Below are 13216 nucleotides of genomic sequence, written 5' to 3'. Positions count from 1 at the left end.
AAAGGCCGGGAAATCTCCGGCCGCGGGGCCGATGCCCTGTCGTTTGAATTTGCATGATCCGCCGAACGCAGGTTTGGCAACGCTTGGGACATGCCGCGGTATTTGAAAGAAGAAGAATGGCCGGGATTGAGCATATTAAGGTCGAGCCTGACGAGGCCGGCATGCGCCTGGACCGCTGGTTCAAGGTGCATTTTCCGGGTCTCGGCTTTGGGCAATTGCAGAAGCTGATGCGCTCCGGACAGGTACGTGTCGATGGCGGCCGCGTGAAGACGGATGCGCGCGTGCAGCCGGGGCAGATGGTGCGCGTGCCGCCGCTCGATGTCGATGCAAAGGCACTGAAGAGCGGCCCGATCGCGGGCAACGACCTCAAACATTCCGGCGACGCCGAGCTTCTTGCGCGCATGCTGCTGCATGAAGACGATAAGGTCTATGTGCTGAACAAGCCGGCTGGCCTCGCGGTACAGGGCGGTTCCGGCCTTACGCGCCATATCGACAAGATGCTGGAGGCGTGGACGAGCAAGAAGGGCGAGAAGCCGCGCCTGGTGCACCGTCTCGACCGAGATACGTCCGGCGTGCTCGTCGTTGCCCGCACTCGCGGCGCAGCGCAGAAGCTGACGGCGGCCTTTCGCGAGCGCGACACCAAGAAGACCTATTGGTCGCTGGTCAAGGGGGTGCCTCGCAAACATGAGGACAAGATTTCCACCTGGCTGGTGAAGGAAGCAACGCCGGATGGCGACCGCATGCGCATCGCCAAGCATGGCGAGGAGGGCGCCGATCACGCCATCTCCTACTACCGCGTGCTCGAAACGGCTGCTCAGAGCCTCGCCTGGCTGGAAATGGAGCCCTATACCGGCCGTACCCACCAGCTGCGTGTCCACGCGCTGCATATGGGCCATCCGATCATCGGCGACCCCAAATATTTCGATGACGATCCGAACTGGGATTTTCCGGGCGGTGTCCAGAAGCGCCTGCATCTGCATGCGCGTCATATCGATATTCCGCATCCGAGCGGCGGGCGTCTGCGCGTCACCGCGCCTTTGCCGCCGCATATGGTTCAGACTTGGAACCTTCTCGGTTTCGATATGGAATCGGCAGGGGAGCCGGACGACGAATGAAGCTGGTCCTATTCGATTGTGACGGCACGCTGGTCGACAGCGCGCGGCTGATCCATGAGGTTATGGCGCGAACCTTCGTGGCCTTCGGCTATAAGCGTCCCGATGTTTCTGCGACGAAATCGATCATCGGCCTGACGCTCGATATCGCCATTGCCCGCCTGCAGGGCAAGCCGCATGTCGACGACGAAGCGATCGCGATGACGGCGCACTACAAGTCGATTTTTCCGGAGGTGCGAGACGAGGCCGACATGCAGACGCCGCTCTTCGACGGCATCAAGCCGCTGATCGAGACGCTTGCGGCCCGCGATGAACTGCTGATCGGCGCAGTGACGGGTAAATCCCGCCGCGGCTTGACCCATATCCTTGAGGTCAACGACTTTACGCCCTATTTCATTGTCTCGCGCACCGCCGACGACTGCCCGTCCAAGCCGCATCCGGCGATGGTCACGGAATGCTGCGACGAGACCGGCATGGATCCGCACGACACGATCGTGATCGGCGATGCCATCTATGACATGCAGATGGCAAAAGCGGCCGGTGCGACTGCCATCGGCGTTGCCTGGGGTTATGCTTCGGTCGAGGAGTTGCTGGCAGCAGGCGCCGATGCCATCGCCCACCATCCGAACGATATATTGAGCCATATTCTCTGAGGTGACGCCATGCGCGACCTGTTGAACGATCTTTCCGAAGGTCTCAGCCATCCCGATCCGATCCGCCGCGCGCAGATCCAGATGAAGAAGCCGCTGCCCAAGCGCTTCTACAAGGATGTGACGATCAGCGCGGACGAGGGCAGTCACGCCATCGCTCTGGATGGCAAGGTGGTGAAGACGCCGGCGCGGCACTCCCTGGCCCTGCCGACAGAAGCACTTGCAAGACTGGTGGCCGGAGAATGGGCGCGTCAGGTTGACGTGATCGATCCCGCGACCATGCCGATAACACGCCTCGTCAATACCGCCATCGATGGCGTTGCGACGGAGAGCCGGGCCGTATTCGATGAAATCGTCCGCTTCTCCGGCAGCGATCTGCTTTGCTACCGCGCCGACGGTCCCGAGCGGCTCGTCGAGCGGCAGTCGGAGCGCTGGAATCCGGTGATCGAATGGGCTGCGCGCGACCTAGGCGCCCGCTTCATCCTAGCCGAAGGCGTCATGCACCAGGAACAGCCTAAAGAGGCTATCGCGGCCTTCGCCGCTGCTTTGCGCGAGTTTGACACACCGATGGAGCTCGCGAGCTTGCACACGATCACGACGCTGACTGGTTCGGTGATCCTGGCGCTGGCCTTTGCGAAAGGTTTCCTGCCGCTCGCCGAGGTTTGGTCGCTCGCTCATCTCGACGAGGATTGGACGATTGAGCATTGGGGCAGCGACGAAGAAGCCGAGCAGCGTCGTGCACAACGTTTTGAGGAGTTTCAGGCCGCAGCCGCGGTTTTTTCCGCGCTTCGCAGTTGAATATTGTTGATTTCCAGTCCTTTATATCGATCTGCATATCTTGCAAATTCGAAAGTCGGGGCAGGGATCATGTTGTTGTGGAGGCCGAGAGCCATACCGGCGCTCGTGGGAAGTCTGGCATTGGCCGCTTGCTCGAGCTGGTCCGTGGATCCTCCGCCTCCAACCTATGCCGTGCGCAGCGCAACCGTCATAGCCGATCAGGCACTGCCGCCGGTGTCGCCGGCATTGGTTGCAGCCGTCAATGATCGCGTCAACGCCGCGATCGCCGCCACGAGCTTCGGTCCGCAATTGCCACAGGTTGCCATCACAGTCCGACTGAGCGACGTCCGCAAGGCGCGCGGCTTCAATCGCGACCGCAGCAGCGCCAAGATCAATATCGATGCTGCGGCAGCCGATGGCGGCGCTGTGATTGCCATGGCATCGTTCGAGACCAGAACTGTCGCTCCTGATCCTGCCACCGCAGATGAGCTGATGGCGGAAGACATTGCCGCGCGGGTTCGTTCCATCTTTTCGCTGAACACACCGCGGCTCGCAAACTAAGCCAACAGCTTCAAACAGGGCTCGCGCCATGCTAAGCCCGAGCGATGATGGAGAGAGGGCCGCATGAAGGAAATCCTGCAGGAACTGGAACGCCGTCGCGAGATTGCAAGGCTCGGCGGCGGGCAGGTGCGCATCGACGCCCAGCACGCCCGCGGCAAGCTGACGGCTCGTGAGCGCATCGATATCTTCCTCGATGAGAGCTCCTTCGAAGAGTTCGATATGTTCGTCGAGCATCGCTCGACCGATTTCGGCATGGACAAGAGCAAGATTGCCGGCGACGGCGTCGTGACCGGCTGGGGCACGGTCAACGGACGAACCGTGTTCATTTTTGCCAAGGATTTTACGGTCTTCGGTGGATCCCTTTCAGAAGCACATGCGGAAAAGATCACCAAGGTGCAGGATATGGCGCTGAAGAACCGGGCGCCGATCATCGGGATCTATGACGCCGGCGGCGCCCGCATTCAGGAGGGCGTGGCCGCACTCGGCGGTTATGCCGAGGTGTTTCAGCGCAACGTGCTAGCCTCCGGCGTCATCCCGCAGATTTCCGTCATCATGGGCCCCTGCGCCGGCGGTGACGTCTATTCTCCGGCCATGACCGACTTCATCTTCATGGTTCGCGACACATCCTACATGTTCGTCACCGGGCCGGATGTGGTGAAGACCGTTACCAACGAGACCGTGACATCCGAGCAGCTCGGCGGTGCCTCCGTGCATACGACGAAATCCTCGATTGCGGATGCCGCCTACGACAATGATGTCGATACGCTCCTGCAGGTGCGCCGTCTCATCGATTTCCTGCCGCAGTCGAACACGGCCGCGGTGCCGGAAATCGAGTGCTATCAGTCGGTGACTGAACCGGATAATTCGCTCGATACGCTGATCCCGGCGAATGCCAACAAACCCTACGACATCAAGGAGCTGATCCTGAAGGTGGCGGACGAGGGCGATTTCTTCGAGATCCAGGAAAGCTTTGCCAAGAACATCGTCTGTGGCTTCGGCCGCATCGAGGGCGCCACGGTCGGCTTCGTCGCCAATCAGCCGATGGTGCTAGCCGGCGTACTCGACAGCGACGCGTCGCGGAAGGCGGCTCGTTTCGTGCGTTTCTGCGATTGCTTCAATATCCCGATCGTCACCTTCGTCGACGTGCCGGGCTTCCTACCGGGAACGGCACAGGAATACGGCGGCCTGATCAAGCACGGCGCCAAGCTGCTCTTTGCCTATGCCGAAGCGACCGTACCGAAACTGACGGTCATCACCCGCAAGGCCTTCGGCGGCGCCTATGACGTCATGGCCTCGAAACATCTGCGCGGTGACCTAAACTACGCCTGGCCGACGGCGCAGATCGCCGTCATGGGCGCCAAGGGCGCCGTCGAGATCATCTTCCGCAAGGATATTGCCGATCCGGAGAAGATCGCGGCCCACACCAAGATGTACGAAGACCGTTTCCTGTCGCCCTTCGTTGCCGCAGAGCGCGGTTACATCGACGAGGTGATCATGCCGCGCTCGACCCGGCGCCGGCTGGCCCAGGGTCTCAGAATGTTGCGCAACAAGGATCTGACCAATCCCTGGAAGAAGCACGACAACATCCCGCTTTGAGTCCGTGACAACACGTCACGGATATCACACGGAAAATTGATCCGACGTCAGAAGCCGTGTTTTCACGTTCCCGGTCGTGCGCTCTATTGCTTCCTTGTGGGGGAGTTAAAACTGGAGTTTAACATGGCGCTTTCCGATCGGCTGAATCAATATCAGCCCTTTGCTCTTACTGTCTTGCGCGTCGTCACCGGCGTACTCTTCATCGAACACGGCTTGCAGAAGCTGTTTGGCTTTCCGCTCGGCGGTCAGTTCCCAAGCCCGCTGCCGACCTTGCTTCTGGTTCAGGGTATCCTTGAAGTTGTCGGTGGATTGGCAACGATCGTGGGCTTCTTTACCCGTCCGGTCGCGTTCATTCTGTGCGGCAACATGGCTGTCGCCTATTTCATGGCGCATTATCCGAAGAATTTCTTCCCGGCCAACAACGGCGGTGACGCGGCGATCCTCTATTGCTTCGTCTTCCTGTTCCTGATCTTCGCCGGCCCGGGCCTGCTGGCGATCGACAACAACAAGAAGTAAGTAACCGGACTCTTCGTCGGGCTCGGTTGAATTGCCGGGTCCGGCGAATAAATTCGTCTCTCGCGTGTTTACTCCGTTATCAGCGAAGCGAGAGCACTTTTGACAGGATCTCCTTCGCATCCCCTATCGAACGGAGATCCTCATGTCATTTCCCGAGCGCTTGTCGCCTTATCAGCCCGCCGCCCTCGCCATTTTGCGAATCATAACTGCACTGCTGTTCATCGAGCACGGTACGCAAAAGGTCTTCGGCTTTCCGCCGGCGCCTTACGCAATCACGACGCTGTTCTTCGTGGCGGGAATTATTGAACTTGTCGGCGGCATCCTTGTCCTGCTTGGGCTTTTCACCCGACCGATCGCCTTCCTCCTGAGCGGTGAAATGGCGATAGCCTACTTCATGGTGCATATGCAGATCGACTTCTTCCCGGCCAACAATCAGGGAGACGGAGCCATCCTGTTCAGCTTCATCTTCCTGTTTCTGGTGTTCGCCGGTCCGGGAAGCTGGGCGCTGGGCAATCGCCAGCGCCAGTCGCAGCCTATCAGGCCGCAAGCTTGAGGCCGGCAATGCCGGCCACGATCAGGCCGATGCAGGCGAGGCGTACCAGCGTCGCGGGGTCGCCGAGCAGCCATATGCCCAGCAGCACAGTGCCGACCGTGCCTATGCCAGTCCACACGGCGTAGGCCGTGCCCATGGGCAGGGTTTTTACCGCAAGGCCGAGCAGCGCGATGCTGATGACCATGGAAATGACGGTAAGAATCGTCGGCGTCAGCCGCGTGAAGCCATCGGTATATTTCAGGCCGACTGCCCAGCCGATTTCAAACAGACCTGCAAGGAAAAGCAGGAACCAAGCCATTTTACGCTCCTTTGTTAAGAGCGAGGCCGTCCCCGCGGATTCTTACGGCCGGTCAATCGGGAGCGGCCGCCGCAGTCGTCTGCGCGTTTTCTATATGCCGCTGTTACCGGAATTTTTCAAGCGTTTGAGTGCATGGCTGCCATGCCACCCGTTTCACGCTAGCCGTTCGGCGTGCCATTTGAGGTGATCGTCCATGAAGCTGGAAATGAAGTAATAAGAGTGGTCGTAGCGCTCGTGCATGCGCAGCGTCAGGCTGATATTGGTGCCTTTAATGGCTTCCTCGAACAGCCAGGGGCGCAGTCCGCTTTCAAGGAAGCTGTCCGCCTTGCCCTGATCGATCAGGAATTCGGGGAAGCGGGCGCCGTCTTCGACAAGCGCACAGGCGTCGTAGCGGCGCCAAGCGGCCTTGTCGCTGCCTAAATATTTCTCCAGCGCAGGGGCGGACCAATCGGCTGTCGACGGCTGTACGATGGGAGCAAAAGCGGAGCAGCTCTTGAAGCGGTCCGGGTTCTTCAACGCAATCGTCATGGCGCCATGGCCGCCCATAGAATGGCCGAAGATGCCTTGGCGGCTCATGTCGGCGCGGAATTGCCTGGCGATGAGAGCGGGCAGTTCCTCAGTGATGTAGCTATACATCTGATAATTTTCGGCCCAGGGCGTCTCGGTGGCATCGAGATAGAAGCCGGCGCCTTTGCCCATCTGCCAATTGGTCAGCTCATCCGGCACGTCATTGCCGCGCGGGCTGGTGTCCGGGCAGACGATGATGAGGCCAAGCTCGGCGGCCATGCGGCGGTATTCGCCCTTTTCCATGACATTGGCGTGGGTGCAGGTGAGGCCGGAGAGATACCAGAGAACCGGTCGGGGCTCCTTGACCGCCTGCGGCGGTACGAAGACGGCGAAGGTCATCTCGCTTTTGCAGGCGTCGGACTGATGCGAGAAGACACCCTGCATGCCGCCGAAGGCGGTGTTCTGGGAAATGATATTCACGGCTGGCCTCCAGGCGTTTGATTGTTTTTTGAACGCCGGCAGAGCCGGTCGAAAGTTTCGAGAAAGGCGGAGCGGTCGCGCGGCGAGAAGGCGGCGTTATAGCCCTTGCTCTCACCGGTTTCGCGAAGATGTGCGCCGAGGTCTCGCATGGCCGTTGCCATGCCGATATTGGTCTTGTCGAAGATGCGGCCGGTCGGTCCTGTCACGAGCGCTCCGGTCGCAACGCAACGGCCGGCAAGCGGTACGTCTGCGGTGACGACGATATCGCCGTTGCCGGCATGCTCGGCGATCCAGTTGTCGGCGGCATCGAAGGCGTTGGAGACGATGACGTTGTGCACCATCGGGTCCCGCGACGGGCGCAATCCCGAATTGGCGACGAAGGTCACCTCGATGCCGTGGCGTTCAGCAACCTTCAGGATTTCCGGCTTGACCGGGCAGGCGTCGGCATCGACATAAATCATGATATCAAATCTTTTCAGCTATATGCGGCGCTTTTCTCATGCGCCGCATACATCTTGCCGAGTGGCTTTTACCGTCAATACAGCACGACGCTACGGATGCTTTCACCCGAATGCATGAGCTCGAAGCCCTTGTTGATGTCGTCGAGCGGCATGGTGTGGGTGATCATCGGATCGATCTCGATCTTGCCCTCCATGTACCAGTCGACGATCTTCGGGACATCGGTGCGGCCGCGCGCGCCGCCGAAGGCCGTGCCCATCCACGAGCGGCCCGTCACCAGCTGGAACGGACGCGTCGAGATCTCCTGGCCGGCGCCGGCAACGCCGATGACCACCGACTTGCCCCAGCCGCGATGGCTGGCTTCCAGCGCCTGGCGCATCACCTTGGTGTTGCCGGTGCAGTCGAAGGTATAGTCGGCACCGCCGATCTGGTCGGCCCCGCGCTTCGTCATGTTGACGAGATAAGGGACGATGTCGTCACCGACCTCCTTCGGATTGACGAAATGCGTCATGCCGAAGCGCTCGCCCCAGGCCTTCTTGTCATTGTTGAGATCGACACCGATGATCATGTCGGCACCGGCAAGCCTCAAGCCCTGGATGACATTGAGGCCGATGCCACCGAGACCGAAGACGATCGCCGTTGCGCCCATCTCCACCTTGGCGGTGTTGATGACCGCCCCGATGCCTGTGGTCACGCCGCAGCCGATATAGCAGATCTTGTCGAAGGGAGCGTCGGGATTGACCTTGGCGACGGCAATCTCCGGCAGCACGGTGTAATTGGCGAAGGTCGAGCAGCCCATATAGTGATGGATCTTGTCCTTGCCGATCGAGAAGCGCGAGCTGCCGTCCGGCATCAGACCCTGGCCCTGGGTCGAGCGGATCGCCGTGCACAGATTGGTCTTGCGGGAAAGGCACGATGGGCATTCGCGGCATTCAGGCGTGTAGAGCGGAATGACGTGATCGCCCTTCCTGACCGAGGTCACACCCGGACCGACATCGACGACGATGCCGGCACCCTCATGGCCGAGGATCGCTGGAAACAGGCCTTCCGGATCGGCACCCGACAGGGTGAAATCATCGGTATGGCAGATGCCGGTCGCCTTGACCTCGATCAGCACTTCGCCGGCCTTCGGCCCCTCAAGCTGAACCGTCATCACCTCAAGCGGCTTGCCTGCCGCAACCGCGACCGCTGCTCTTACGTCCATGATCTCGTCCCTTCCTGCAATGATTTGGTCCGCGCGACATTGGCATGGGCACACGGGGCGGCTCAAGCCAAAATCAGACACTTAGCGTCGCAATTATCATGTTTTAGCCGAGCAATCGCCACGCAGCTCTTTCCACATGGCTGCGATGGCGAAGCTTCTCGATCAGGTGAATTCCATGATCACGGCGTCGACGGCGAGGCTTTCGCCCGGCTTGGCGTTGATCTTGCCGATGACCAGATCGCGTTCGGCTCGCAGGACATTTTCCATCTTCATCGCTTCGACGATAGCCAGCGTTTCGCCTGCCTTGACTTCCTGTCCCTCGGTGACGGCAATAGCGACGACCAAGCCCGGCATGGGGCAGAGCAGGAGCTTCGACGTATCCGGCGGCAATTTGACGGGCATCAGCTTGTCGAGTTCAGCCTGACGCGGTGTAAACACCTTGGTCCGGACGGAAATACCCTGCCAATCGATGCGCAGACCATTGAGCACGGTGCGGATCTGGGCTGTCAGCTTGCGGTCGCCGACGGTGCCGGCCCATACGGAATCGCCGGGACACCAGTCGGTTGCGACAGTTACGGCTTGGGTGTCGATCTGCATGTCCATCTCGAAGGGAATGGTCGCCACGCCTTCAAGCAACGTCACAGGCAGATAGTCGGCACCAAGCTTGACAACCCAGCTCTCCCGCAGCGGCGCGGCGGCTGGACGCAAGCGGTCGGCATAGCGCTCGCGGCGGTTGGATTCGATCAGGCTGCAGGAAAGGGCGATCGCCGACAGTAAAGCGGTTTGGTCTTCGTCCGGCGTCACCGGCGCGAAGCCATCAGGATATTCCTCGGCAATGAAGCCCGTGGAGAGGCGGCCTTCGCGCCAGCGCGAATGCTTCATCAGAGCCGAGAGGAACGGCATATTGTGCTCGATGCCATCGACGACAAAACCATCCAGGGCTTCGCCCATCGCTTCGATCGCTTCCAATCTTGTCGGAGCCCAGGTGCAGAGCTTGGCGATCATCGGATCGTAATACATGGAGATTTCGGCGCCTTCGAAGACGCCGGTATCGTTGCGCACGACCGATGTCTCCATTCTGCCTTCGCGCGGCGGACGATAGCGCGTCAGGCGGCCGATCGAGGGCAGGAAGTTGCGATAGGGATCTTCCGCATAAAGGCGGCTTTCGATGGCCCAGCCGTTGAGCCCGATATCCGCCTGCTTGAACGGCAGTTTCTCGCCGGCTGCAATACGGATCATCTGCTCGACGAGATCGATACCGGTCACCAGCTCCGTGACCGGATGTTCGACCTGCAGGCGGGTGTTCATTTCGAGGAAATAGAAATTCCGGTCGCGATCGACGATGAATTCGACCGTGCCGGCGCTTTGATAATCGACCGCCTTGGCGAGTGCCACGGACTGCTCGCCCATCGCCTTACGCGTTGCCTCATCAAGGAACGGCGAGGGTGCCTCTTCCACGACCTTTTGGTTTCGGCGCTGGATCGAGCATTCGCGCTCGCCGAGATAGACGACATTTCCGTGAGCGTCGGCCAATACCTGGATTTCAATATGTCGGGGGTCGACGACGAATTTTTCGATGAAGACGCGGTCGTCGCCGAACGAGCTTTTCGCTTCCGAGCGGGCGCGTTCAAAGCCGTCGCGAACCTCGTCCTTACTCCAGGCGATACGCATGCCCTTGCCGCCGCCACCGGCGGACGCCTTGATCATGACCGGATAGCCGATCTCGGCGGCGATCCTTTCGGCATGATCGGCATCATCGATGATGCCGAGATGGCCCGGAACGGTGGAAACCTTGGCCGCATTGGCGAATTTCTTCGATTCGATCTTATCGCCCATGGCTTCGATCGCCTTCGGCTTCGGGCCGATGAAGACGATGCCTTCCTTCTCCAGTGCCGCACAGAAGGAGGCGCGCTCTGAGAGGAAGCCGTAGCCTGGATGGACCGCTTCCGCACCTGTCTGCTTGCAGGCAGCGATGATCTTGTCGGCGACGAGATAGCTTTCGGCAGCGGGAGCGGGGCCGATATGGACTGATTCATCCGCCATTTCGACATGAAGAGCATCCCGATCAGCATCGGAATAGACGGCGACCGTGAGAATGCCCATGCGGCGCGCAGTCTTGATCACGCGGCAGGCAATCTCGCCGCGATTGGCGATCAGGATTTTCTTGAACATGCAATCTCCGCCCAAATACCCTATTCAGTCAGTGTTTTAGCCACAAATTGCACTGCGGGTCCATGTGCAAGATATCTGCACTCACGCGGTTTTTTCCAATCTCGACTGAACGCGCTCCCGCCAGATGATGAAGAGGCCGGAGCTGACGATGATCGATATGCCGATCCATTTGGAAAGATTGGGGAAATCGCCGAAGATGGCGTAGCCGAGGACGGTGGCGGAAATGATCTCGAAATATTGGAACGGGGCAAGCAGCGACAGTGGCGCCAGCCGGAAGGCTCTGACGACGAGCATATGCGCGTAGCCTGAAATCGAACCGAGAATCAGGAGAAGCACCAATCCAAGCGCCGAGGCGGGCAGGGACGGCTCGAAATCCGTAATGCCGGCTGACGAGCCGGCAAGCAGAGCCAAGGCCATGAACACGGTGCCGCCGAGACCCGCCATGATCTGCATCGTCAACGGCGAATCCGCCTCACCGACGGCACGGTTCATGAAGAGATAGAGCGCATAAAGGAAGGCGCATGCGACCGGCAGCAGTGCCTTCAGTCCGAAGATCGCGAAACTCGGCTGAATGACGATCATTGCGCCGCCGAAGCCGATAACGATTGCCAGCCATCGCCGCCAACCGACCTTGTCGCCGAGAAAAAGAGCAGAAAGCGCTGTCAGCATAAAGGGCTCGACGAAATAGATCGCGAAGACATCGGCAAGCGGCATGTATTTGACCGCGGCGAAAAAGAGTAGGCTCGCGGCGCCATGCAGCGCGCCGCGCAGCAGATTCAACCAGGGTCGCTTTGCAGAAAAGGCCGACCTCCCGGTTGTGGTCGCAAGCAGCGGCAGCATGCACACAAGCTGAAAGAAGAAGCGATAGAATGTCACCTGGCCCGGCGACATGCCTTCAAAACTCGCCATGTACTTGGCGATCGCATCCATCGTCGGCAGCAGGATCATGGCGCTTGCCATGATCGTCATGCCTCTAAGCGGATTTTGCTGCGTGGAAACGGGGGAAGAGACGAGCATGCGTCAACTTCAAACATAGGACAAACATGCAATCAAGACGCGCTTGAAAGCAGGTTGCAAGATGCGGTGGCAGCCATCCGCAAATGCCGTACTTTTCCAAATGGGACAGATCTCCCTGGCGAGATGACGCCCTTAGACCTATCTGGAGCTTTGGAACCGGCTAAAACATGACTGCGCGGCGAAAAATTGCCGGCGCGACCAGGAAAGGGATCGCACCGATGTTCAAACCAGAACAAGAGACGACCGTTTTTTCGGATGAAGGCGGCGATACGCTTGGCGGACGCCTGTCCATGGCTCGCGATGCCGCGGGAATCAGCCTCGAAACGCTGGCCGGACAGCTTGGCGTCAGCGAGGAGACGATGCTCGCGTGGGAATCCGATCGCGCCGAACCCAACCCCTCCGCGCTGGCCAAGATGTCAGCTCTTTTCGATGTTTCACCGGCATGGTTGATGACCGGATCGGGTGACGGACCTGGAGAGGACAGTGATGAGCGCGCCCTGGAAGCCGTCAAGAACGAGCTATCGCGGCTGCGCACCGCCTATCAGGAGGTCGGTCGGCTGATAGAGACAACAACAAAGCAGCTCGAACGCCTTGACCATCAGATCAGGCTGCGCAATCTGAGCAAGGATGTGGCGCATTGAGCGCGGCTTCCCTCGACGTGGCGCGGGCCTAAGTACTTCTAGCTTAATCGGGCAATCGTATCGTCGAGGGTGTCGATCGCGAGTTGTTCACGGGCGATCATGTCGTCAAGATCGATGACCTCTCCAATCTGTTTCGCGTCAATGCCCTGCGTCTTCATCGCCAGCAGTTCGTTGCGATGGGCGATCTTTTCGCCTCTGATTTTGATAAGCTTCAAGCGAAAATCATCATTCATTTCCAATTCCTCCGTTTGGAATGAAGTGTCGCCATTTCCGGACTGTCATCGTTCCCCAGCTCGTCTCGTCTCCCTCAATCTCAGTCGTGCCCACGGCCGCGATAGGTCGTAGGAACGCCGGCTTTCTCATGGCATTGCGCTAAGGTTTCCAGCCATTCCGCCAACCCTTCCGGGACTTTGGCATTTCCAGCTTCCAGCGCCTCCACCCATGACAGGTCACATTGCAGAGCGCTCGCCAGATTGATGGGCGTCCAGCGTATATGCAAAAGGCATTCTGAAAAGCGCTCCGGTGTCATGCATCTTCCCCCTGTCTAAAGAGTTTCACGGTGCCAGAGAGGGGCGCGAAGTCAAGTGACCAGGGAAATACGACGGCTGTTCCGGCCCATCAGGGTAGGTGAACTACCTCTCGGCATGAATTTCGCGAATAACTTGTGTGGGAA

General features: G+C 59.5%; 16 protein-coding genes. 8 read left to right on the top strand and 8 right to left on the bottom strand.

Features of this window, described 5'->3' with window-relative positions:
• Positions 1–116: 116 nt before the first annotated feature.
• The 7 genes from FHT85_RS00465 to FHT85_RS00435 all read left to right on the top strand — a co-directional run bounded on the left by FHT85_RS00465 (position 117) and on the right by FHT85_RS00435 (position 5765).
• Positions 117–1115, top strand: a complete 999-nt coding sequence (locus tag FHT85_RS00465) for an RluA family pseudouridine synthase (RefSeq protein ID WP_112334778.1) — start codon at positions 117–119, stop codon at positions 1113–1115.
• A complete protein-coding gene (locus FHT85_RS00460; protein WP_112334779.1) occupies positions 1112–1765 on the top strand; it encodes an HAD-IA family hydrolase in 654 nt (217 codons plus the stop codon). The genes FHT85_RS00465 and FHT85_RS00460 overlap by 4 nt, the downstream gene beginning before the upstream one ends.
• 9 nt (positions 1766–1774) lie before the next feature.
• Positions 1775–2560 (top strand): ATP12 family chaperone protein, encoded by a 786-nt coding sequence (locus tag FHT85_RS00455; protein WP_112411945.1) that lies wholly within the window; start codon positions 1775–1777, stop codon positions 2558–2560.
• 144 nt (positions 2561–2704) lie between these two features.
• The gene (locus FHT85_RS00450; RefSeq protein ID WP_310232425.1) at positions 2705–3100 is read left to right on the top strand and encodes a hypothetical protein; all 396 of its coding nucleotides are present in this window, start codon (positions 2705–2707) and stop codon (positions 3098–3100) included.
• A gap of 63 nt (positions 3101–3163) precedes the next feature.
• Positions 3164–4696: an acyl-CoA carboxylase subunit beta gene (locus FHT85_RS00445; protein WP_112411946.1), complete on the top strand. Its 1533-nt coding sequence runs from the start codon at positions 3164–3166 to the stop codon at positions 4694–4696.
• Positions 4697–4819: 123 nt separating this feature from the next.
• Positions 4820–5212 carry a DoxX family protein gene (locus FHT85_RS00440; protein ID WP_112411947.1) on the top strand — a complete coding sequence of 131 codons (393 nt, stop codon included), beginning with the start codon at positions 4820–4822 and terminating at the stop codon, positions 5210–5212.
• Between the two features lie 142 nt (positions 5213–5354).
• Positions 5355–5765, top strand: coding sequence for a DoxX family protein (locus FHT85_RS00435; RefSeq protein ID WP_112411948.1), 411 nt, complete (start codon positions 5355–5357; stop codon positions 5763–5765).
• Here FHT85_RS00435 and sugE read toward each other — a convergent pair.
• The 6 genes from sugE to FHT85_RS00405 all read right to left on the bottom strand — a co-directional run bounded on the left by sugE (position 5749) and on the right by FHT85_RS00405 (position 11902).
• Positions 5749–6063 (bottom strand): quaternary ammonium compound efflux SMR transporter SugE, encoded by a 315-nt coding sequence (gene sugE / locus FHT85_RS00430; RefSeq protein ID WP_112334785.1) that lies wholly within the window; start codon positions 6061–6063, stop codon positions 5749–5751. The two genes, FHT85_RS00435 and sugE, sit on opposite strands and share 17 nt — an antisense overlap.
• Before the next feature lie 153 nt (positions 6064–6216).
• Positions 6217–7050, bottom strand: coding sequence for an S-formylglutathione hydrolase (gene fghA / locus FHT85_RS00425; RefSeq protein ID WP_112401172.1), 834 nt, complete (start codon positions 7048–7050; stop codon positions 6217–6219).
• Positions 7047–7511 (bottom strand): YaiI/YqxD family protein, encoded by a 465-nt coding sequence (locus FHT85_RS00420; protein WP_112334787.1) that lies wholly within the window; start codon positions 7509–7511, stop codon positions 7047–7049. The genes fghA and FHT85_RS00420 overlap by 4 nt, the downstream gene beginning before the upstream one ends.
• A gap of 74 nt (positions 7512–7585) precedes the next feature.
• Positions 7586–8713, bottom strand: coding sequence for an S-(hydroxymethyl)glutathione dehydrogenase/class III alcohol dehydrogenase (locus tag FHT85_RS00415; protein ID WP_183773930.1), 1128 nt, complete (start codon positions 8711–8713; stop codon positions 7586–7588).
• Between the two features lie 162 nt (positions 8714–8875).
• Positions 8876–10885, bottom strand: coding sequence for an acetyl/propionyl/methylcrotonyl-CoA carboxylase subunit alpha (locus FHT85_RS00410; protein ID WP_112411802.1), 2010 nt, complete (start codon positions 10883–10885; stop codon positions 8876–8878).
• An 81-nt stretch (positions 10886–10966) separates the two neighbouring features.
• On the bottom strand, positions 10967–11902 hold the full coding sequence (locus FHT85_RS00405; RefSeq protein WP_246779860.1) for a DMT family transporter: 936 nt from the start codon (positions 11900–11902) through the stop codon (positions 10967–10969).
• A gap of 218 nt (positions 11903–12120) precedes the next feature.
• Between FHT85_RS00405 and FHT85_RS00400 the strand changes: the two genes are divergently transcribed.
• Positions 12121–12543 carry a helix-turn-helix domain-containing protein gene (locus FHT85_RS00400; RefSeq protein WP_112339000.1) on the top strand — a complete coding sequence of 141 codons (423 nt, stop codon included), beginning with the start codon at positions 12121–12123 and terminating at the stop codon, positions 12541–12543.
• A 38-nt stretch (positions 12544–12581) separates the two neighbouring features.
• Here FHT85_RS00400 and FHT85_RS00395 read toward each other — a convergent pair whose 3' ends face one another.
• Together FHT85_RS00395 and FHT85_RS00390 are read right to left on the bottom strand one after the other, a co-directional pair.
• A complete protein-coding gene (locus FHT85_RS00395) occupies positions 12582–12776 on the bottom strand; it encodes a hypothetical protein (protein WP_112338999.1) in 195 nt (64 codons plus the stop codon).
• An 80-nt stretch (positions 12777–12856) separates the two neighbouring features.
• Positions 12857–13072, bottom strand: coding sequence for a hypothetical protein (locus FHT85_RS00390; protein ID WP_015339986.1), 216 nt, complete (start codon positions 13070–13072; stop codon positions 12857–12859).
• Positions 13073–13216: the final 144 nt, after the last annotated feature.

The organism is Rhizobium sp. BK312, assembly GCF_014193605.1.
Classification (GTDB): domain Bacteria; phylum Pseudomonadota; class Alphaproteobacteria; order Rhizobiales; family Rhizobiaceae; genus Rhizobium.
Note: the sequence above shows the minus strand (reverse complement) of the source record. Positions and strands in the feature narration are given on the sequence as shown.